Genomic DNA, 21027 nt, shown 5'->3' with positions numbered 1-21027 from the left:
CGGTCTGTCTGCTTGGTTTTGTCTCGCTTCCTGTTCTCAGCAATCAACAGCTCAGTATCTTCGTGCCCTTTGACTTTCTGAGAACACACCGATGATTTTTGGCTACGCCCGCGTGAGCACCGCTGACCAGCAGTTGCACCTACAGACCGATGCCTTGCAAGCCTATGGCTGCGATGAGATAGCCCAGGAAAAAGTATCTTCCGTGAAAGAGCGGCCGGCGCTACAACACTTACTCACGCGGCTTCGCGTGGGGGATACCCTCGTGGTGTGGAAACTCGACCGACTCGGGCGCTCGCTCAAAGACCTGGTGACCTTGGTGACCGGTTTTCAGGAGCGCGGGGTGCAGTTCATCAGTCTGCAGGACCACCTGGATACGACCACTGCCCAGGGCAGGCTTATGTTTAATCTGTTTGCTTCCCTAGCGGAATTCGAGCGCGATATCATTCGGGAACGCACTAAAGCGGGCTTAACGGCTGCGCGGGCCCGCGGTCGGCAGGGCGGCCGGCCCAAGGGGCTTTCAAAAGAAGCGCTGTCGAAAGCGCAGGCGGCGAAAACATTGTATCTGCAGCAGGACAAAACGGTAGCCGAAATCGGTCAGTTGCTGGGCGTAGGCCGTGCCACGATTTACCGCTACCTTCTCCTCCTAGGCGTGCCCACGGGCGGGAGGGTAGCCACACTACCAAGCGTTTAGCGTAGGGATATAGCCAACGCTTGGTTTGCTGGTGATGGGGTGCTACGTCAGAAGCTAAGAAGCCGTAATGCTTGGGGTTACGTTTGCAGTACTTTATCGGGGGTAAGGGGGATAGAGCGGTAGCGCCGGCCCGTGGCGTGATAGACCGCGTTGGTGATGGCCGCGGCGGTGCCGACGCAGCCAATTTCCCCGATGCCGCGTGCGCCCAGTTCGCTGATATGGGGGTCAGGGATGTGGAGCCACTCTACCTGAATGTCGGGTGTGTCGGCCATGCTGGGTACGTGGTAGTCGGCTAGGTTGCGCACCACGGCCCGCCCGTTCCGGGAGTCGTAGTGGGTGGCTTCCAGCAGGGCCGCCCCTACCCCCATGGACATGCCCCCAAGGATTTGTGAACGCGCGGTCTGCGGGTTCATTAGCCGGCCTACATCGTACACCCCACACAGCCGGGCCACCCGAATGGAACCGCTGGCCTCGTCGACCCGCACCTGGGCGAATACGGCTCCAAAGGAGTAGAACGAGTACGTATCCCGCTCGTCGCCCGGCTTCGCCCCGTCCGTCGCAACGACAGAAGGTAGCTTAGCCCGACGCAGGATTTCGCCGTACGTTTCGCCTGTAGCAGGGTTTGCTTGCAGAACCAGACGGCCCTGCCGGGCTTCAATGGCCTCGGCCGCCGCCCCAAACAGCGGCGACTGCGCATCGCGCACAGCGATGCGTTTGAGTGCCTCCAGCACCGCCCGGGCCGCCGCCTGTGCGGCCGGGCCGACCGTCGCCGTGGTCGTGGAGCCGCCCGTCGTGGGGGCCGAGGGCAGCGAGGAATCGCCTAATTCGAAGCGCACCTGCTCGACGGGTAGCGCCAAGGCATCGGCGCTGATCTGCCGGAAGATGGTGTAGGCGCCGTTGCCCAGCTCGTGGGTGGCGCTTTGCACCAGCGCCCGCCCGTCGGCGAAAATCGTGGCGCGGGCCTGGGCCTCCTTCCTCCCGGCCGGGTACATGGTCGTGGCCATGCCGTAGCCCAGCAGCTGGCTGCCGTCGCGCATGGAGCGCGGCTGCGGGTTGCGCGCATCCCAGCCGATCAGTTGCCGGCCCCGCGCGTAGCATTCGCGCAGGTGCTTGCTCGACCAGGGCTTGCCGGTTTCGGGGTTCTGCTCCGCGTAGTTGCGCAGGCGCAGCTCCACGGGGTCCAGCTGCAGCTTGGCGGCCAACTCGTCCAGGGCGCACTCCAGCGCCCAGCCGCCTACGGTTTCACCCGGCCCACGCATGGGGCAGGGAGAGGGCAAGTGCAAATGCGCGAGTTGGTGGGTAAAGCCCATATTGGGCACCGCGTACAGCATCCGCGACACCCGGGCGCAGGGCTCGGTGTAGCCGCTGGACTGAGACGAGTGCGTGAGCGTGTCGTGGCGCAGGGCCGTGATGTTGCCGTCGCGCGTGGCTCCCAACGACAGGGTTTGCCGGGTGCTGGGGCGTTGCCCGGCCACAGCAAACATGTCCTGCCGGCGCCACTCGATTTTCACTGGCCGGCCCACCAGCCGCGCCGCCATGGCCGTGAGCAGCGGCGGCGCATACAGCCAGCCCTTGGACCCAAACGCGCCCCCAATAAAGGGGCAGATGACGTGCACGCTGTCCTGGGGCAATCCCAGTGACGTCGCCATCACCTCCTGCAATACTTCCAGTCCACGCGTGGTGTCGTAGAGGGTAAGAAAATCGGTGCCGTTGCGCTTCTCCCAGCGGGCAATAGTCGCCAGTTGCTCAATGGGGTTGTGGTGAGTGATGGCCGATTCGTAGACCTGCCGCAGCTGCACCGGCGCGGCCGCCAACGCGGCATTGGGGTCCCCAATCGTCACCTGCAACTTCTCCTCGTCGTTACCCAAAAAGGTTTCGGGCCGGGTGGTACGGCTGGCGGAAGTCATCGCCAGCTCGGGTGGCTGCTCATTGTAGGTGACGCGCACGAGCGTGGCCGCATACCGGGCCCGCTCGTGGGTATCAGCCACCACCACGGCCAGCGGCTGACCGGCGTACTCCACCGTGGCGTTCTGTAGCGGCTGGCGGGTCTCCGTGATACCGCCTTCGCCCCGAAACTGAGTTCCCCTTACCTGCTCGGGAATGGGATGCAGGCGGGGCGCATTCTCGTGGGTCAGAACGGCTAGCACGCCGGGCGCTTTACGCGCCGCACTGGTGTCCAACGCGCGCACTGTGCCGTGCGCCCGGGCACTGTCCACCACGGCGCCGTACACCAAACCCGGCACTTCCCACTCGGCGGTGTAGCGCGCCGCGCCGGTGACTTTCAGGCGTCCGTCTACGCGGGGAAGAGGTTGTCCAGTGGCTTGCATCAGTATCGGGTTGTGATAAATATGGAAGGAGGAACTAGCGAGGCCCGGCTAACTGGCCGGCCATGCCGCCCACACTGGCCGCGAAGGCCGTGCCGGCTGGTCCGGCCAGGGGCCGCAGGCCGCTGGTTTCCAGCAAGGCCCGCACCAGCAGGTTGCGGCCCATCGGAATCTTGTAGGCGTTATGCGCCAGCGGCTTGGCGTCGGCAAAGGCCGCGTCGGCGGCCGTGCGAAACAGTTTTTCCGTGGGTACCTGTCCCGCGAGCATCGCTTCCATTTTGTGCAACCGCCAGGGCTTATGGGCCACTCCGCCCAGCGCCACGCGCACCCGGCGAATAGTCTGGCCGTTCATTTCCAGCGCGACGGCGCACGACACCAACGCGTAGGCGTAGGAGGCACGCTCCCGCACCTTCAGGTAGTGCGAGCGGCCGGCAAAAGCCGGCAGGTCAAGGCTGGTAATCAGCTCCCCGTGCGCCAGCACCGTGTCGAGGTGGGGGGTAGTGCCCGGCAGGCGGTGCAGCTCGGGAAAAACGATGGTGCGCGGGCCAGTAGGGCCGCTGGTTTGCACCTGGGCATCGAGCGCGGCCAAGGCTACCGCTACGTCGCTGGGATGGGTAGCGATGCAGGCGGTGGAAGCCCCGAACAGGGCATGCACGTGGTTGTAGCCGTTCAGAGCCGCGCAGCCGCTGCCGGGTTCACGCTTGTTGCAGGCCTGGGTCGGGTCGCGGAAATACGGGCAGCGGGTACGCTGCAACGGGTTGCCCGCCATGGAGGCCACGTTGCGAATCTGCACCGAGGCACCCGCCAGCAGCGCTTCGCTCACGGCCGTATACTGCTGCTGGATAGTGGGATGGTAGGCCGCCGCGGTGTTGGAAACGCCCGCGCCGATACGCAGGCCGCCTGCCAACGGGGTAATCTGCTGAAGCGGCAGGGCTGATACATCGACCAACAACGTGGGCCGGTGCACGCCTTCCTTCAGCAAATCGACGTGCGAGGTACCGCCGGCAATGAAGGTCGCGCCCGGATTCTGGGCCACGGCGGCCACAGCCTGGTCGGTGCTTTCGGCGCGCTGATACTGAAAAGGATGCATAGGCTAGGTCGGCGTTACGCCCGCTGGACGGCCTGGATGGCGGCGATGATATTAGGGTAGGCCGCGCAACGGCACAGGTTGCCGCTCATGGCTTCGCGAAGCTCCACAGCCGAGCCCGTGGGGGTGTGCGGGTCCTGCAGCAGGGCCGCGGCCGCCATGATCTGCCCCGGCGTGCAGTAGCCACATTGAAAGGCATCGTGTTGCAGAAATGCTTCTTGCACCGGGTGCAACTTGTCCCCTTGCGCTAATCCTTCAATGGTGGTGATGTTCTTGCCCTGGCTCATGACGGCCAGCGTCAGGCACGAGAGGGCGCTTTGCCCGTTGAGATGTACGGTGCAGGCCCCGCACTGACCATGGTCGCAGCCTTTTTTGGTGCCCGTCAGGTGCAGGTTTTCGCGCAGCGCATCGAGTAGGGCCACGCGTGGGTCGAGCTGCAGCTGGTGGGACAGGCCGTTGATGGTGAGCACCACGGGAACTTGGTCACTGCTCGTTCCCGCGGCGGCCGTTTCCACGGTGTGCGAATCAGATGCACTGCTCCCGCAACCGGGTAGCAGCAGCAACGCGGCCGCCGCCAGTGTCGCCGTCACAAAGGTGCGCCGCGAAAGTCCCCCACTTGCCGCCTTCTCGTTATCGGCTGTTACGGGTGAAGTATACAACGCTTCCAGGGCGGTCAGTACTTGGCCTGACTGCAGGTCTTGGCCGGGGGATACCACCGTTTTCCAGCGTACCACGCCCTGCTCATCCAGCAGAAACAGGGCGCGCTGCCCGGCTACGCCGAACTGCGCCGCCAGCGTGCTGCGGCAGTCCAGCGACTGCCAGTCGTCTGTTGCCGTGTCGACAAAGGCCGCTCCGTCGCCGAATTCCTGCGACAAGCGCGCAAAAATAGTGCTCTGGTGGGCCAGCATCGGGTTCCACTCGTCGGGGGCAAACGCCAGGATGACGGGCTGACCGCGCAACGAGGACAACGGTGAGCCGCTGGGTAACACACCGTCCGGCGCGAGGTCACCGGTTTGCACAGCTTGGAGTAGGGGTCGCCCCATCGGAATCGTTCTACGTGAGTAATCTCAGCAGATACGCACTGGCGCCTGCTACGTTGTGTCCTTGAAACAGGCAGGCGCAGCGCAGCTACAACACGGCCTATCGGTAGAGTGTAGTTTCATCCTTCATGCTGAGCCAAACCCAATCGTTGGCCGTCTAGTAGGTCGGCCTTGAAAAAAGCGTAGCGTATTTTCAAGCTAATTATCGAAGCCCTTGCATCTTAAGGAACAAGCCGCCAGGGTTCTTCGTAGCTTTGATCTTGTCGGTCTTGAGCTTAAAGATAAAAGAAAACAAGGCCTCAATGTGCGTAGTGGATTGCAGTATCTGCTGCACGAGGCTTGGCTCCTCAATGCCCAGATTTTCCAGGTGCTTGCGGGCGGCTTGAGCTTTTGCGTCCTCGGCAGCCAACTCAAAGGGAATGGGCAACTGCTGAGGTCTTACCTGACTCACGTAAAACTTGATGCTCTGATAGGAACGGCCTTTTTTCAGCAGTTCATACTTAATACTCAGATCTGTGTGTTCATTGATCTGGGTGGTGGCGATGTCCAGCACGTATTTCTGTAAGGCAGAAATCTGCGCATACTGCTCGGGCTCCTTGCCGGTCGGGTCCTTGAGCTTGAGCATGGCCTTGAACTCATCCAAAGAGTATGTTTTCGTCTCGCCGATGTCCTTCCACTGGGAGGCAAGCTGGTAGATGCGCTTCGCATACTTGCTGGAAAGATTAAAAGCAGCCTGCAAGCGGTAGCTAGTGAAATTGCTTTTCAGATCAATCAAATACGGGCGCATGCGCTCGGAAATCTCCAGTTCAATGGTGCCCTCCCCCTTGCGGTACAGGGCAGAAGCAAGTAGGCTGACTTGCAACAGGGTCTTGCCAGTGTCAATATGGTAGACCCTACTATTGAGGTTCTCGGTGGATTCGAGTAGTTGCTTGTAGTTCCAGGTGCGGCCGGTGAGCTCCATTAGTTCCTGCACACGAATCTCGTAGATCGTGCCGGCCTGGTCGTGTTTCGTGAGCTTGGAGAGCAGGGAAAAGACAATATCCATCTCGCAGGCGCTCATTTCGTAGCGTGCGGTCGTTAGCGCATTGTGCTGACGAATTTCAATTGGCGATAGAGTCTCAGACGCAGCCATAGGTAATAATTCTAGAGCATAGAGTAAGCAAACATACACTTTTAACCGGGAAATAATAGATACATAATATTGGTCTATTAGTAATAGGTTTTATAAGTCGCCTCTCACTTATAAAACCTATTAGTTCGGCTTATGAAACCTATTAGTTAGCCATCCGCAGCTTTTGTCAAGACTTATAAATTCTATTAGTTTGGAATGAAATGACGTGATGGCATCCTTACTGACTTGATACTTATGACTCATGAGAATCAATCACATGATATAATTAATAGATGTGCATATCTTACCTATTAATTAGCTTATGAAAGCTATTCTTTAGACTTATGAAACCTATTACTAAGCTTATAAAAGCTATTACTAAGCTTATAAACTCTATTGTTTCACTTATAAAACCTATTATATTTTGCTTGTAAATGACTGATAATATGCAGTTTATGGCCTCTGCAAATACTAGTAAAATCATAAATACTCACAAGATTGTTGAAGGTGGGGTACAAAAGCTTATAAAAGGTGTGTGGTTGAGGATGAGACGAGGAAAAACAACAAAAAAGGAGGCACAAAGTAGTAAAAAAAGGGATTGCACTTTTTAAAGATTTTTTTGCTTTTTTCTACTACGAAGTGCTTGTATCACTCACATTTGAGGTTATAGCATGTAAGCTATTTAGTCTAATTAATAGGTTTTATAAGTCTTTTCAGTAGGATTCGTCAAAACTAACAGTTAGTTGTGCAGGTACACATTACCACATTGATACAGTGCTGATAACTATACAATAGAATGTTAGAAAATCATCTAATTCCTGATTAAAGGCACCCGCTTGGTTACGGTATTCAACTGTTACCACGACTCAATCATGTACTAAAAAGCCGCTAAAGGCATTGATAAGACTCAAAAGGAGTAAGCAAGGTACCTTTAGACTTATAAAAGCTATTAGTTAGCGAATTGTCCTATCCTCTCTCAAGAGCAAGACTATTCCAACTAATAGTTTTTATAAGCGCTCGAAGACGAAACATGCTACATAATACATGTAGCTCTTTTCATTCAATCTGTTGATTAGTAATTGTTTATGAGTAAGTGCACAAAGTTGAACATAATCAGCGTTCAATTTCAGCTTCCTTAACTCTACTAGGTACTGTAGCGAATAGGGCAGCTTGCCGCCGTTCAGCGCGATCTGACGGCGATTCTTCTACTGTGACTCCCATCTGCTGCCCGACTTTATCTAATGTCTGACTAACCCGCTCAATTTGTGGCTGTCCAGTAGTATACAGGATAGGAATTTCGCTGTAGCGTTGGCTTCCTTTCTCACTACTTCTTATTTCGCCTACAGTTGCACCTGCCTGCTGCAAATCCTGCTGGATACGTGTCGCCTTCGAGGTTTCAGATTCTGCCCGTTCTAAAGGCTCCGCTACGCGCACTAGTGCAATCTTTTCCGCTGATTGTGTAACGTCTTCACTGTTAGTTTGTTTAGTAGCAGGTAGTGTTCTTTCTTCCCGTGCGGTACTGTCGTGGTTCTTATCAGGTGTGAGCTGCTTGTCGGTTAGCTGTTCAAAGTGCGCTTGTTGCACTACCTGTGTAGCATGCTGACGGCTGTGAATAACCCCATTGAACTCATGCACTTGAATCGTATCGCCGCGAGTAGATAGCTCATCTAAGGTTTGACTAATAGCTACTACGTGAGGATGATCTACTCGATACACTACTTCTAAGTGGCGCAGAGGCTCCTGCGTGAACGGCTGGGCGACCGTGGCTATGTCACTCACCTGCGCACCCTTTTGGGACAAGGACGATTGGATTTGCAGGGCAGTTTCTAGCGACTGATCACCTCTCACTTCTACCAATGCTTGGCGCTGGCCCAATGGCTGCATACGCTCCGGTATTGTCAGCAGCGCAACCGGTACCGCCTGCGCCTCATAGAGCTGCTGCCGCCGGGCTGCCTGGTCTACCTCGTAGTCAACTACGCGAATTCCGGGCTGACGAGCTAACTGATCCAGCGTCTTACTAAGTGCGGCCGCTTCGGGTTGGTCTTGACGGAAGGAGAAGTGCACCCGGTTTTCTTGTACACCCTCATTGGTTGCGTACGGCCGCTCACCAGGTGGTAGCGACGCCAGCGCTCCACGTCCTGCTAATGTTTCCTGAATGGCTGCCGCATACACGGTATTGCTGGGCGCTAAGGGGTGCGTAGCTGGCTCCTGCACGACTACATAGCCCGCAATTTCACGCCCTACTGCCTGACCTGTTGTAGTTGAAGTAGCCTCACGCGTTGGTAAAGAGGCAAGCTCCTTCGCGAATTGTGGTGCCTCGATTACCATCATTGGTACTCGACTCAACTCAGGTACTATACCCTCTTCCTTCTTTCGCGTAACAGGAACAGGTTGTAATGGTGCCTGAGCAGCTGCGCGCTGCCGGTCTACTGTATCCTGTTCCTGTTCTTCTACGCGAATGCCCGGGTAGTTGTGCGCGGCGTTCGTAAGTGTCTGATGTACTTGGGCGATAGTAGGCTGGTCGATGCGGTAGTGCACCGGAAAGGAACTGTGACGAATACCCTGTGCATCGGTAATGCTGGTTATCTCCCCTGTTTGCACAATGCCCGCCTTCTCCAAAACCGCTTGTAGTCGTTCAGCCCGATTAGTTGGTGTGGGAGTTAATTCTTGCACGTGGATGGTCGCTACCTTTTCGACAGTGTGTGCGTCATTTGTAGAGCTTTTGCTGGCTTCTACCTCAACGCTTCTACTAGGTGATTTTCCAGCGTTACTACTCTCTTGCTCTGGCGCTACCCGTCGGGCTGGCGCTGGCTGAGCAGCCTCAAATTCTTTGAGCAAGACCACCCCCGCCTCACGCAGAGCCGTGTAGAGCTGCGGATCCCGGCGTAAGGTTTTATCCTGCTCCCGCTCCGTAACGATTACACGGGCTGTTTTTTCCAGGGCATCCAGGGTTTGACTGATAACCGGTGCCTGTTCTTGACGCAGATCGTAGGTTACGGCTACTTCTGTTCGGATGCGGCCGCTGGCAAGCGTAGCCTGCAACTCCCCTACGAAGGCACCTGTTTGTTGCAGAAGCTTGGCAATCTGCTGCGCCTGCGTGGTTTTGCCTTCAGCCGGCCGTTCTTCATCGATCAGCAACATCGCTTTTTGCTGGCTGTTGCCCGCAACGATTGCCTGCACCGCAGCATCAAAAGCTTTGTCTTCTTGCCTTCTTTGCCGGACAGCTGCTACATCGGCCGCTGACTGTTCAGAAACATGTACGGGGGCAGCCGTAGCGGCGCTCGTCATGGTTTTTTCGCCTTGAAGCCCTGGGTTTTCCAGAATGCGTACAGCCGTCCGTAGTACCTCCGTTTGCGGACTGTCAGCCAGCCCACGCACTTTTTCCGTGCTATCCAGTGCGTGCCTTACCACTACCCGCGAAGCGCCGGTGAGGTGGAGCTCTTGATCAATTACCCGCACGACTTCCCGCAAACGAGCGGCTACTACCCCCTGACCGCCCTCCTCCAACTCTTTGGACACAGCAGTAGCGGCTGTTTTGAATTGCTGGCGGACCTCCTCCAGAGTAGGAGCAGCGCGCACCGCTACCGGTGGTTCGTTGCTGGCCGCTACCGCTGACCCCACCAATACGCGCACGGTAGTACGCTCCTGCTGCTGGCGGGCCTTAAGTACTTCGGGACTGTTCTCAGCTTGTTGTCGCTCAGCTTCCCGGCGTTGTGCTTCTTGTCGCTGCTGTTGCTGAAGTGCTTCTGCCTGCTGTTTTTGGGCTTGCTGCGCCTGCTTCTGCTCGGCTTCCAACTGCCCTTGTTGGCTGATTTCGGCAGCACTCAGCCCTTTGTTTTTCAGCTCTACATCCTGATTATAATCTTTGCTGAGCGGATATTCCACGCGCAGGAAGTTGGCTACTACTTTCTCCTGGCCAGCGGCACGTTGGGCTTCCCGCTGACGGTATAGCTCCTGCGCAATAACTTCCAACTGGCCCGTATCGGCATTCGGCACCACGAGGCGCACCACCGTCTCTTTGCTACCGGTGCGTTGCACCTGCATGCTCATGGAGTTTTCGCCATCCTGGGTAGCGTTGATCCGACCAACTCGTTCCGTCAACTCCCGGACGTGCGTGGCGCCCTCGTGCGCTTTTTCGTGCTGAAACGATACCCGTAGAGCCGAGTGATATTTTCCTACTGCCGTGGCGTGCCACTGCACGGAGCGAGTTGCATCCTCGTAGGTTGAATGGCCCTCTAGTTCCTTGGCCGTGCGCGGGGGCTGCAACTCATTGAGGTAGTTGATATTAAAGCGCCGACCGCCCGCATCTTTATCATTGGCCAGCACTGCTTCGTGGGGCTGGTGCTTGTCAATCACGCGTTGGATCAACTCCATCTGGCGCTCGGTAGGCGTACCCGTGGTGGCCACGTAGATGGTGTTGCGGCGGTCCGTTTCTTGTTTGAGCTGATGATAGCTCATGCTGTCCAAGGCCGACTCACTAATGACGACGCGCTCTACCTTGGTGCCTTTGCCTTCCGTGGGGCTCGTGGCAAAAATGCCATCTTTGGGCACTGCCAGCAATTGCCGGAACCCTTCGTTTTTCTGCTCGACGCTGGCAATACCCCGTTCGTTATACAACGGGAAAGCTACATTACGATGCCCATTCTGCTGCGCCGTGAAGACCCTACCCTGAAAGGCCGGATTATCAATCGTCTCGTCGGTGAGGCCCCGCTTATGCAAATAGCTGCGGTCGGTCAGTTGGGGCTGCACGCCCAGCACCTCCAGTACCAACCGTGCCCGGCGTTCCGCCTCATTCTCGTTCGGTGCTGGAGCTATTGAGCGCGGTGGACCAGAAATAGGCGATTGTCGTTCGGGTTGGGGCTGGCCTAAGTAGTCGCGCAATTCTTGCCGTACCTGGCCTAGGTTCAGCCCCGCCCCTCCCCCACCCCGGGCCTTCACAAAATCGATGATGCTTCCTTGGTCCCGCTCGTCATGCGGATTGAGGTACACTTGGTGGTCACCCTTGCGGGTAACGACGAGCTTTTCCTCCTGCCGCGACAGTTCGACGGAACTGCTGCGCTCTTTGTCGATGTGGTAGCCGTAACGGTGCTGCGCGTAGGATACCAAGTCTATCGACTGTTTGAACCGGGTGAGTTCGTCGGGATCATGCTCCCTCGGGGTTGTTGGTTGAGTTGTCATGCTGAGCTAGCTGGGCGTTGAACAAGTCCAGCAGCTCTTGATTCGGGAACACGAATTTGTAGTGTCGCTCATTGTCCACGCTGTCTGTTCCAATCAACTCGGCGGGAAAGTCGAACTCCTTCAATATCCGCTGAACCAAAAGCGGCGCCGGCTTGCGAAGCTTATTGTTCTTGAGCGTGACGAGCATCGAGTAGTTGATAGCCGGCTTACGGGTAGCGGCCCATTCTTTCAGCCCTCCGTGCGGGAAGGAGCGTAGCGCAATCTGCACGAAGCGCAGACCTTCAGAATAGGGAACGAGTAGGTGCGGGCTAGGAAAAGCTCGATGAAAGGAGGACAGCTGCATAGCGACGAACGGGGGGCGAGGTAGAATCGGGATAGAATTCAGGTGTGAGTACCTTGAAAGTAGTGGCAAAATTTCAAGGTCATTCCTGCCCACGCAAATTAATCCCGAGTCAACTCCTTGGCCGCTACGCAGCTTGTGCTGAACTCTACATCAAATATACACTTTGGACAAACTTTAAAAAAACTTTAATAAACTTTTGGATGAACTAATTATATCCTCTATACTTGCTCATACTCTTATGACTAGCTGGGCTTTACCGATTTGCGCGGTTGGCAGTAGTGCCCTCCTGATTGGGCTCATCATCTGGTGGCGATACTACAGCAGTTCCGCTCGTACGCTAGCAGAAGAAGAGGCAAATGAAATGTGTATCCCTGCCAATCACGCCTCTATTAAACAGTTCACCTATGCCCTTTCCGACTACCTGCCCACTCCGTTCCCACTCTCAGCTGATTCTCCCACCACTCCAAACACTACTTCCTCCCCAATCTCGGAACACGCGGCAGCTCATCGCCTCACTCAGCCTACCGCGAGCCCAGCTGCCGCACCCGCTCCGACAACAAAAGACGCAAAGCCTACTGCTCCTGCTGAAAAGGCACCCGTAGCTAATGCAAACCTAGCTACCAAGGTGGCCGCATCTGATTCCAATGCTGCGGTAGCTGCTACTGTTACACCTCTTCCGCCAGCACTGCTGGATAATGTCGTTGGCGCTGCTACGGAAGTGATGTCAGCCAAAGAGAAGCGGCGCCTGAAGCGTGGTATCGCTACTATCGATTTTCAAACGACGGTCAGTTGCACTAGCCCCGACGAAACGGCTCCTGTGATGGTAGAAACCGCCTAGTAGAACTGCTGGATTGATTTCATGGGGTTATACCCCCTCGTTTATTCTTCCACTTTATTTCTTCTACTCATGCGTAAACGTCTTGTTACCCTGCAAGCAGCGGCTCAGGCAATGGTTGGCCGCACCCTGACCAGTTGCCTGCAATTGGCCAATCACACGCTCTACTTCCGACCCAAAAGCCGCTGGGAAGCCCGCGCCCAGGCGTTGCTGCTTGCCTTACTGGCAACGCAGCAGGCCGCGCTGGCCCAGGGAGGCACGGCTGCCGCCCTGAACAAGGTGCAAACGACTATTTTCACTATCGTTCAGGTAGTCTTCATCATCCTGATCAGCATTGGCTTGGTGCGGGTGGTCATGAAGTTTGCCAACGGCGCCCCGGATGCGCTTTCGTCGCTGGGGTGGCTGGTGGGCGGTGTGGTGCTGTGGTTTGGCTTCCAGTTTTTCAAGAACGACTTGGCTTCGGCTATCGGCGGCACGGGCGGGGTTTCACAGTAGGCAAGCGCAGTAACACTTACCAGTATGCAATCCTACAAAAGCATTGAACGACCAGCCCAGGTTTTGGGGATGAATCTACAGGACTTGGGCTTGGTCGTGGGGCTCTTCATTGGATCTATTCTGGGGCTGGGAGTTGCTTCGTTGGTCGTGCATGTGCCCACGCTTCTCTACCTGATCATTTTTCTGCTCACCCTGGGCCTTCTGATGGGGCTGCGGTATCTGGCAAAGCACAAACCGCCCGGCTTCTTGCTGGGGTGGCTGGCTTTTCAGTTTGTGCAACCCCGACGAATTGCGCTGGGCTTAGAATCCGTGCAACATGAAACAGATCAGAACCACGTCCTTCCGGCAGGCCGACCCGGTCTTTAGCTTTGAGCAGGATAAAGTCATTTTCCGAGATGGGCGGGTAGGCATCGGCTTTCTGGTGGAACCCGCCGAAATGGAAAGCTGGGAGAAGAACGACTACGAAAGCGCGCAGCAGGCATTAATGAACCTGCTGCGCATTTTCCCCGCCCAAACCATCGTCCAGAAAACGGATATCTACTACGAGCGGGTAGCAGGCTACCAGAATACAGCAGCTACTTACTTCGAGAGTAAGATGAATGCGCACTTTGCGCCGCGGCCGGTTCTCTACCATAATTCTTACCTGTTCGTCAGCTTTGCCCCAACGGCAGAGCAAACACCGACGCGCACCAATGCCTTGAATGCGCTGATTGCGCGCGGTGGCGAAGCCATTCAGAAAAATCCGTTTGCCAGCCTCCCGCTCACACTGGAACTGGCCGAGCGCAACTCAGCGGAGCTGCTGCAATCACTGCGGGTACTGAAGGGGGTAACGCTCACCCGACTAAGCGAGAAGGAAATCCGGCGGGTGTACGCGCAGTACTTCAATCTGGACTTTGAGCACCAGCCCACCCAACCGGCTCGGGAACTGTCTAACGGCGGGGCTACTGGCTTGCGCCTCGGAGAGCATCAGATCAGTGTGGTTTCCATGATTGGGCAGGGAACCGATTCTTTTCCGGCAGTAGCGGGTGGTAAGGGCTACAACGTAACGCAGCCCATGATCTACCCACTCACCCACTACCTGCAGTGCCCCCATATTCTGACGCAGGCTTTTCTGGTAAATGACACGCGCACAGCTCTTAAATCTCTGGATAATGACCGAAAGCTGAACAAATCCCTGGCCCGCCTGGCCACGCAGGATAATATCCTCCGCTCTGAGGAAATTGAGTTATTTACGGCGGAGGTGCGCGCCGAGAACAAGTCCATCGTGGGCCTGCACACCTCCGTGCTGCTGTGGGAGAGCGACGCACGCGCCCTGCGCGAAAACGTGGAGAAAGTCACCAGCTCCTACCGGCAGGTATTCGGGACAGAATCGGTCGTAGAAAGCTTCCTGGCGCTCTACCTTTACTTTGGCCTACTGCCCGGCAACGCCTACCAGATTCCGGATCGGTGGCTGACCACTTCCACCGACCGCGCCCTGTGCTACCTGCACTGGATTACCTCCTACCGCTCCGATAAGAAGGGAGAGTACCTGTGTGACCGGTTTCGCAATTTGCTTAAGGTCAATCTCTTCAATACAAACCTGGATAACCAGAACGCTGTGATAATTGGGCCTTCTGGCTCCGGCAAATCCTACTTCTTTGGTAATCTGGTCGTACAGCGTTTCGAAAAGGGAGCCCGCCAGATCATCATTGATATTGGGCTGGGGGCGGGTCTGGGCTCCTACCGCAACGTGGTGCAGTCACTAAACGGTGCAGATTTCGAGAATACGTATTTCGAGTACGACCCGGAAAACCCAATTGAATTCAACCCCTTTCTGATTCCCCGCAAGGGAGATACTGGGCCGTGGCTCTACAACGATGACAAGCTGAACTTCCACCTGACGCTCATCTCGGCGCTGTGGAAGGGCACGACCAGCGGCAATCAGAAGATCGAGCTGGACAAGTCGGAGCGAGCCATTATCGGCCGCTTTCTGAAGGAGTACTACAAGACGCACCTCAACCAGCACGAGCGGCTGGGGCAGGTGGATGAGGAATTCCCGGGCATGCAGGGCTTCTTTGACTACCTGACCAGCTACCACTACCGAATGTCGCAGCCCGCCCCAACGGGAGTCGTGGATGCGGATCATCAGCTGCGCGTGCAGCACGGTATTGATTCCCGTTACATCGATTTTCCGCAGCTGTTTCTGATTCTATCGGAGTTTGTGGCGGGTGGACGCTACGAGAAAGTGCTCAACGCCCGTCGCGACAAGGACTTAAGTCAATACCACCTCATCTGCTTCGACTTGGCGAAGGTAAAGACCGACCCTACTCTGTATCCGGTCGTGGGGATGCTGATTACGGAACTGGCGCTGGATTTATTTCGCCAATTTCCGGACGACGTCAAATACATTGCCTTGGATGAGGCGTGGGCGCTGCTGGCCGGCGTGCTGGAAGAGTTCATTGTCAGTATGTACCGCACCATTCGCAAAACGAATGGCAGCATCACCATCATCACGCAGGGAATCAAGGAAATTACGGATTCTAGGATTGGCTACACCCTGATTGATAATAGCTCCACCAAGATTATCCTGCGACACTCCAACAAGGATTCGCTGGATCGGATACAGGTGCCGCTTGGTTTCACGGCCCACGAAATGGACTTGTGCCGCTCCGTGCAGAGCGGAGACAGCTTCCGGGAGTTTTTCATCAAGCAGGGTTCCAAAGGACAGATTTACGCTTTAGAAGTATCACCCCAGCTCGATGCCATTCTTTCCTCGAAGCCAACCGAGCGCAACTATTTGAATCGTTTGGTAGAGCACTACAAGCGGGAAATAACGGTGCCTGTGCGTGATAAAGAAGGTCGAGTGGTACTGAATCCGGAGACAAATGAGCCCGTCATGACAACCTTCGTGCAGAAGCGTCTGGCACCGGCGGTTGATCAGTTTGTGGAAGATAAGATGGCGCAGCGGGGGGCGCTGGCGGTATGATCTCCCCTACCCTGCTCCTGTTCGTTGATGTTGACCCCAAGTTTTTCACGGCTTGCGAAAAGTCGCTTATTACGGTACAGCATCTTTGTCAGGGCGTGCTCATACCCAGCTTTCTGGGTATTGCGCTGATTACGACCATCGGGCGGGGATATCTGCAAAGCAATTCGCTTTCCATGGATTTTGGTCCTCTGCTGAAAGGGCTGTGGCTTTACCTGTTAATCGGCTTTTACAGTGAGTGGGCAACGCTTATTGGCGATGCTATTGGAGGCTTCGTAGGGTTGTTGCGCTTACCTACAGCTGGTGACTCAGCTGGGCAGGCTATTTATCAGATACTCACGCCGGGGGCCTTGACGCAAAATTCGGCTGGGCAGACAGTTAGTATGGCCGAATTTATTGATCGAGCTGGCTCGTTGCTAAGCAATTTGAACGACGCTTGGCAATCATTCAGCTTTGTGGGTCTGCTCACGCGCTTTTTTACTGCCACAACAGTACTAGTGGTGCGCAACGTGATGCTGTACATCCGGCAATTCGTGCTTGGATTCCTGTATGTTTCAGGTCCCATCACATTGTCTTTGTCTGTTATTCCTGCTTTTGCACAGTTAGCAAAGCACTGGTTACAGAATTTCGTCTCCGTCCACTTATGGTCATTGACCTTTGCAGTTTTAGATCTGCTCTACAGCTTCTACGCCCAGCAGCAGACGCAGGTAGGGCCTATGTTACCCGGTACTCAACAAGCCGATCAGGATACTAGCTTCCTGATTATGTCGGTGGCATTTGTGGTGCTCTACTTCATGGTTCCCTACCTGACCAGTCTTGTCATCGGTGGCTCGGCGGTACAAGGATTTTTGGCATCATTTGGTGGCATGGTGGCAGGAGCTGCCACAGCGGCGGCAGGTGTTGCAGCCCCTGGTGGGGGCGGCCTGTCGAGCGCCCTCGGGCGAATAATGGGCAACGGCCGCAGTGCAGGATCCGGTGGAGGCAATAGCGGAGCAGCAGAAGTTCATAGTAATGCTGAGCAAATTGCTACAGCTCCAGCAGCTGAGAATTCAGCGGCGGCTTCGCTCCCGCGCGTCACGATGGCGGAAGCGTTAAACCCTACTTATCAGCAACGTAGCTCTGGCATCTGGACGCGCTAATACGTATTTTACTTTTTCACTATTGCCGATAGGTCTATGAAAAAGCTCCCGTTTCCCCATGCATTTTCAGTTGCTTTTGCAATGAGCTGCTTTCCGCTCTCCGCCTTGTCACAGCAACGTACACTACCCTCTCTGCCACCAGCCGTGAGCGTTGACATCCGGCCTGTGCTGGAGTCGTGGGTAGCTACCTTGGATCTACCCAGCGTTGCCAGCCAAAAGCGCGTGGAGTTAGTGAGTTTGGAGCAGGGCGCAGCCAAGCCTATGCTGCTCAATCGCCCCTCCCAATGGCCACGTACTAGCGCAGCTGAACCAGTAAAGCTGGCTGGCTATCGGGTACCCTTTACGGCCGTAGTGCGCAACGTGGCTAAGATGGGCGGTGACCCCATCCTGCTCTCTCGCTACGTTGCTGCTAAAAGAGATACACTCACGCCGTTCATCGTTGAATCACTCAGCACTGACTCTGCTATGGTTCGGCGGTATGGGGCGCCCCAGCTGATTGCGCCTAATCGCACCTTCACCGTCAGCGGCTTTTTCTACTGTTACGCCAGCACATCGCCCACGGTGGTCTTTAGCTATCCCTATTACCCAAGCGCGGCAGGTAAGATTACGCTGCCAGTGAAGCCTTTGCGGTAGAGCGAAGCTGCTCGCTTCATGCTGCTCTCTACCACCGTTTGTTCTTTCACTCCTTACTCAGTTTGCGGATGGAAACTTCAGTAGCTCCTGTAAAAGACTTAAACAAAGCCTTCTCCACCATGCAGATCGTCGCGCTGGCTTCAGCTGTGCTGAGCACTGTGGTCGTCGTGGCGGCAGGCTTTCTGGTGTGGTACGCGTTCAACGTGAGCGGCCAGCGCGTGTACGTGGTAGGCAATCAAGGCAGCTTTTCTGCGCTGGGTACGTCGGCTGAAGAGCACACGGCTTTCGAGGCGCGCAACTTGGTGCGCACCTTCATGACGACCATGTTCTCCCATGATCAGTACAGCTTCAAGCAGCACCTGGACTTGGCGCTGCCGCTAATTGATGATGCGGGCGGGCGGCGGATTTATGAAGGATTCAAGAAGAGCGACGTGTTTGCCAACTACGTGCGCTACGGTGCCCGGGCCACGCTCAGTGTAGACAGCGTCGCCCTACACCTGGAGCGCCGCCCCTACACTGGCACTGTCTACACTCGGCAACGAATTTTCATTGGGGATCAGCAAAGCAAGTCGTTACCCCTAGCAGCTCGCTTCACCCTGATTGAGACCAACCGCTCGGAAGCAAATCCATTTGGGTTGCTACTCAGCAATTTCGACTACATCCCCTACAACCCACCCGTTTCCGAGGAGGAGCGCAAGCTACTAGCCCAGCAGGCCGCCGAGCGGACGGCGCAACAAGCCGAAGCGGCCCGCCAGAACGGCATCGCCACGCCGGCCCAGTAACCTCTACTCTGTCAGTCTACGCTTATGAAAACTATTACTTCAGCGTGGCTAGCTGCCACCTCGCTACTGTTAGCCTTGTCGTTTTCTACTGCTGCAACAGCCCAAATCATTGGGCGACCAGCTGCCCGACGTCCGTTGCCCGCTCCCCTACCGCTTGGTACGGCCAAGCTAGCGCAGGAAGCCGTCGTTCGACCGGAAACCCGGCCAAGCACCGCGTCGACCACCCCGCTGCAGGACGTGGCCGTGTCGGATAGCTCGACTACTTACCTGGTGTTTCCTGCGGGCGTGAGCCTGGTGGATGTTGGCATGCTGAACAACTACTTAGTGAAGATTGAAGCTAACGCCGTCTTCGTTCGAGCCCGCCGCAAAAACCCGCCTCCTACCCCTATCCTGGTTCGGCACGGCAGCAAATACTGGATGGGCCGCCTCGTGTTTGTTAAAAGCCCAGTTCTTCAACTGTACGACTTCCAGAATCCTGCCACGGGTCTGCCCCCAAATGCTTTGGCACTAGACCGCGACCCGGAGCAGAAAGCTCAACTAGAAGATAAGCTGGCCTTACTCGACAAAGCCAAGGAAGAGCACCAGGCGGTGGCGGTGATGGATAACCGCTTGGTATTGTCCCTGGCCAACATTCGCAACGATAAGAATTTCACCTATCTACGGCTGAAAGTCATCAACAAATCCTCGATTGACTACAACGTGGATTTCACCGATTTCGAGCTCGTCGAGAATACGGATAAGAAGTTTTTGGGGAAGAAAAAGAATGAAGCCCGGCGTCCACTGGCTCCATCGGGCGGCCTTTCTAACCAGATCATTGCCGGCAATAGCACGGGCTACCTACTCTACGCCATCCCCCTATTTGCCGCCACGGACCAGGGTTTTCTGGAAGTGACCTTACGCGAACTGAATGGGGCGCGGGTACTTCGGCTACCGGTGCCATCCAAAGTAGTCAACACAGCTTCCACTCTGTAACGGCGCTGCTGCAAGCCAATGAATACTGTGTATGAAGGTGATGGTGCCGAGTTGCCCGTAGCTGAAAGCACGCCCGTCATGGGAGAGCCTCGGCAGCCCGTTACTGCTCTCAAGAAGAAGAGCGTTAGTCTGGGCCAACTTGCCCGAACATACTGGTGGGCTCTTATTCTTTTGATTCTGATGTGCCTGATTGGTGGGCTGGTGCTCTACGCCCGAATGCTGGTGCGCGAGGATCAGGCGAGCAAAGATCCTATTGCCGGTTCTTCGGCAAATATTGCGCAAGTAGTACCAAAGCCTGCCACGGAGGAGGTAGCCCCGCCGTCCGCTTCGGAAGTGATGGCGCACCGCGAAGACATAGAGCGACGCGAAGCCAGCACGGAAGTTAAACCAACCGCCGATCAGCTGGCGCACACCGCCTTCCCGGTTGATACGGTGGGAAGGGCAGCCCAGCAGCGCGCGCAACGGCAACAGATGATAGCTACTACCAGCCCTTCGGAGCCTGTCCTACTACCGCCGGCATCGCCTGCAAAGCCGACACCGGCCGCAGTAGTTAAGACTCGCAGGAGCAGCGCTCCGGCTCCTGCACAATTGAGTGCTGGTAAGGCCCGTGGGGTACGTGCAGCGCGGGTGTCACCAGCCGCTGTTGCACCGGACGGAGTGCCGTACGAAACCAACGAGGACGTAAACCAGATGCTGGCGGCGGCCCCAGAGGCTTCCCGCAAAGTGTACGAGCAAATGACCGGGCGGCGCTACCGGGAGCCAGCTGTAGTGAACAGAGCTGCGGGCACTGCCGCGCTGAATGCTCTACCTGGCATGGATGGTTTCTACACGATCAGGCAAGGAAGTGCCGGGACGGGCAGTGGCGAGTTAGTGCCCGAAGTTTTTTATAAGTGCCTGGTCAACGGCGCGCAGAAAGTACGCTCGGGCTCCGTCGTGCTGCTCCGACTCGCGGAAGACGCCGTAGTCAGCGGCGTCACGTTTCCTAAAAATACCGTCTTCGCGGGTATTGTTTCGGTTAACAGCAACCAGGTAACAATCACCGTCAATCGATTAGCTGCCTACCGAGTAGAGGCTAAAATATTTGACTACAACTACTTGCCAGGCATTATGATTGACCCGAGCAAGAAGGCGCCAGTTAACCCCAATACAGGCATACAGCTGAGCGCGCAGCAGGCAGGCTTCAACGAATTGGGCGCCGCCATTGACCGGTCGCAATCCGCTGCCAATAGTACGGCCGGTATCGCGGCCCGGGTAGGTACCTCGATCATTCAGCGTTTGCCGCGCTCCGGGTCGAGGTTGCGTGACGTGCTGTTGCCGGACGGCTATCCTATCCTTATCACCACCGCCACAGCGGGGCAGGTAAGCAATACGGAGACAGGCAGTAGCAATGCCGGTGGTGCTCCGCTGCCCTTTCTCAACAACGACAAGTAAGTAG

At 56.2% G+C, this 21027-nt stretch carries 16 protein-coding genes; 9 read left to right on the top strand and 7 right to left on the bottom strand.

The features are described from left to right. The first annotated feature begins 91 nt into the window (after positions 1-91). A complete protein-coding gene (locus H8B15_RS16135) occupies positions 92-691 on the top strand; it encodes a recombinase family protein (protein ID WP_187320685.1) in 600 nt (199 codons plus the stop codon). 77 nt (positions 692-768) lie between these two features. Here H8B15_RS16135 and H8B15_RS16130 read toward each other — a convergent pair whose 3' ends face one another. The 6 genes from H8B15_RS16130 to H8B15_RS16105 all read right to left on the bottom strand — a co-directional run bounded on the left by H8B15_RS16130 (position 769) and on the right by H8B15_RS16105 (position 11774). Continuing rightward, positions 769-3018, bottom strand: a complete 2250-nt coding sequence (locus H8B15_RS16130) for a xanthine dehydrogenase family protein molybdopterin-binding subunit (protein ID WP_187320684.1) — start codon at positions 3016-3018, stop codon at positions 769-771. A gap of 34 nt (positions 3019-3052) precedes the next feature. Continuing rightward, positions 3053-4105: an FAD binding domain-containing protein gene (locus H8B15_RS16125; protein WP_187320683.1), complete on the bottom strand. Its 1053-nt coding sequence runs from the start codon at positions 4103-4105 to the stop codon at positions 3053-3055. A gap of 14 nt (positions 4106-4119) precedes the next feature. Next, positions 4120-5121 carry a 2Fe-2S iron-sulfur cluster-binding protein gene (locus H8B15_RS21305; protein ID WP_343069173.1) on the bottom strand — a complete coding sequence of 334 codons (1002 nt, stop codon included), beginning with the start codon at positions 5119-5121 and terminating at the stop codon, positions 4120-4122. 223 nt (positions 5122-5344) lie between these two features. Further along, on the bottom strand, positions 5345-6274 hold the full coding sequence (locus H8B15_RS16115) for a replication initiation protein (RefSeq protein WP_185284462.1): 930 nt from the start codon (positions 6272-6274) through the stop codon (positions 5345-5347). Positions 6275-7366: 1092 nt separating this feature from the next. Continuing rightward, positions 7367-11431, bottom strand: a complete 4065-nt coding sequence (locus H8B15_RS16110) for a toprim domain-containing protein (RefSeq protein ID WP_187320682.1) — start codon at positions 11429-11431, stop codon at positions 7367-7369. After that, positions 11397-11774: a hypothetical protein gene (locus H8B15_RS16105; protein WP_187320681.1), complete on the bottom strand. Its 378-nt coding sequence runs from the start codon at positions 11772-11774 to the stop codon at positions 11397-11399. The genes H8B15_RS16110 and H8B15_RS16105 overlap by 35 nt, the downstream gene beginning before the upstream one ends. Positions 11775-12399: 625 nt before the next feature. On the opposite strand from H8B15_RS16105, the gene H8B15_RS16100 reads away from it, so the two are divergent. Both H8B15_RS16100 and H8B15_RS16095 read left to right on the top strand, forming a co-directional pair. Then, positions 12400-12612 (top strand): hypothetical protein, encoded by a 213-nt coding sequence (locus tag H8B15_RS16100; RefSeq protein WP_185284465.1) that lies wholly within the window; start codon positions 12400-12402, stop codon positions 12610-12612. Between the two features lie 69 nt (positions 12613-12681). After that, complete coding sequence (locus H8B15_RS16095) at positions 12682-13104, top strand: hypothetical protein (protein ID WP_185284466.1); 423 nt, start codon at positions 12682-12684, stop codon at positions 13102-13104. Between the two features lie 75 nt (positions 13105-13179). On the opposite strand, the gene H8B15_RS16090 is transcribed toward H8B15_RS16095, so the two are convergent. Beyond that, positions 13180-13383: a hypothetical protein gene (locus H8B15_RS16090; protein WP_187320680.1), complete on the bottom strand. Its 204-nt coding sequence runs from the start codon at positions 13381-13383 to the stop codon at positions 13180-13182. Positions 13384-13420: 37 nt separating this feature from the next. Here H8B15_RS16090 and H8B15_RS16085 point away from each other — a divergent pair, with 37 nt between their 5' ends. The 6 genes from H8B15_RS16085 to traM all read left to right on the top strand — a co-directional run bounded on the left by H8B15_RS16085 (position 13421) and on the right by traM (position 21023). Further along, entirely contained in the window at positions 13421-16069 is a 2649-nt protein-coding gene (locus tag H8B15_RS16085; protein WP_187320679.1) for a VirB4 family type IV secretion system protein, read from the top strand. Beyond that, complete coding sequence (locus H8B15_RS16080) at positions 16066-17205, top strand: TraJ family protein (RefSeq protein ID WP_187320678.1); 1140 nt, start codon at positions 16066-16068, stop codon at positions 17203-17205. The genes H8B15_RS16085 and H8B15_RS16080 overlap by 4 nt, the downstream gene beginning before the upstream one ends. A gap of 144 nt (positions 17206-17349) precedes the next feature. Continuing rightward, a complete protein-coding gene (locus H8B15_RS16075; RefSeq protein WP_185284470.1) occupies positions 17350-17838 on the top strand; it encodes a hypothetical protein in 489 nt (162 codons plus the stop codon). A 68-nt stretch (positions 17839-17906) separates the two neighbouring features. Then, positions 17907-18620 (top strand): conjugal transfer protein TraK, encoded by a 714-nt coding sequence (locus H8B15_RS16070; protein ID WP_187320677.1) that lies wholly within the window; start codon positions 17907-17909, stop codon positions 18618-18620. A gap of 24 nt (positions 18621-18644) precedes the next feature. Then, positions 18645-19592, top strand: a complete 948-nt coding sequence (locus tag H8B15_RS16065) for a DUF4138 domain-containing protein (protein ID WP_187320676.1) — start codon at positions 18645-18647, stop codon at positions 19590-19592. 18 nt (positions 19593-19610) lie between these two features. Next, positions 19611-21023 carry a conjugative transposon protein TraM gene (traM, locus tag H8B15_RS16060; RefSeq protein WP_187320675.1) on the top strand — a complete coding sequence of 471 codons (1413 nt, stop codon included), beginning with the start codon at positions 19611-19613 and terminating at the stop codon, positions 21021-21023. The last annotated feature ends 4 nt before the right edge of the window (positions 21024-21027 follow it).

Source organism: Hymenobacter citatus (genome assembly GCF_014333615.1).
GTDB classification, from domain to species: Bacteria; Bacteroidota; Bacteroidia; order Cytophagales; family Hymenobacteraceae; genus Hymenobacter; species Hymenobacter citatus.
Note: the sequence above shows the minus strand (reverse complement) of the source record. Positions and strands in the feature narration are given on the sequence as shown.

Excerpts from the sequence above, each read along its gene's own strand:
- H8B15_RS16110 (WP_187320682.1), bottom strand. The coding sequence starts at position 11,431 with ATGACAACTCAACCAACAACCCCGAGGGAGCATGATCCCGACGAACTC.
- H8B15_RS16115 (WP_185284462.1), bottom strand. The coding sequence starts at position 6,274 with ATGGCTGCGTCTGAGACTCTATCGCCAATTGAAATTCGTCAGCACAAT.
- H8B15_RS16135 (WP_187320685.1), top strand. The coding sequence starts at position 92 with ATGATTTTTGGCTACGCCCGCGTGAGCACCGCTGACCAGCAGTTGCAC.
- H8B15_RS16080 (WP_187320678.1), top strand. The coding sequence starts at position 16,066 with ATGATCTCCCCTACCCTGCTCCTGTTCGTTGATGTTGACCCCAAGTTT.
- H8B15_RS16125 (WP_187320683.1), bottom strand. The coding sequence starts at position 4,105 with ATGCATCCTTTTCAGTATCAGCGCGCCGAAAGCACCGACCAGGCTGTG.
- H8B15_RS16105 (WP_187320681.1), bottom strand. The coding sequence starts at position 11,774 with ATGCAGCTGTCCTCCTTTCATCGAGCTTTTCCTAGCCCGCACCTACTC.
- H8B15_RS16130 (WP_187320684.1), bottom strand. The coding sequence starts at position 3,018 with ATGCAAGCCACTGGACAACCTCTTCCCCGCGTAGACGGACGCCTGAAA.
- H8B15_RS16085 (WP_187320679.1), top strand. The coding sequence starts at position 13,421 with ATGAAACAGATCAGAACCACGTCCTTCCGGCAGGCCGACCCGGTCTTT.
- traM (WP_187320675.1), top strand. The coding sequence starts at position 19,611 with ATGAATACTGTGTATGAAGGTGATGGTGCCGAGTTGCCCGTAGCTGAA.
- H8B15_RS16095 (WP_185284466.1), top strand. The coding sequence starts at position 12,682 with ATGCGTAAACGTCTTGTTACCCTGCAAGCAGCGGCTCAGGCAATGGTT.
- H8B15_RS16070 (WP_187320677.1), top strand. The coding sequence starts at position 17,907 with ATGGAAACTTCAGTAGCTCCTGTAAAAGACTTAAACAAAGCCTTCTCC.
- H8B15_RS16065 (WP_187320676.1), top strand. The coding sequence starts at position 18,645 with ATGAAAACTATTACTTCAGCGTGGCTAGCTGCCACCTCGCTACTGTTA.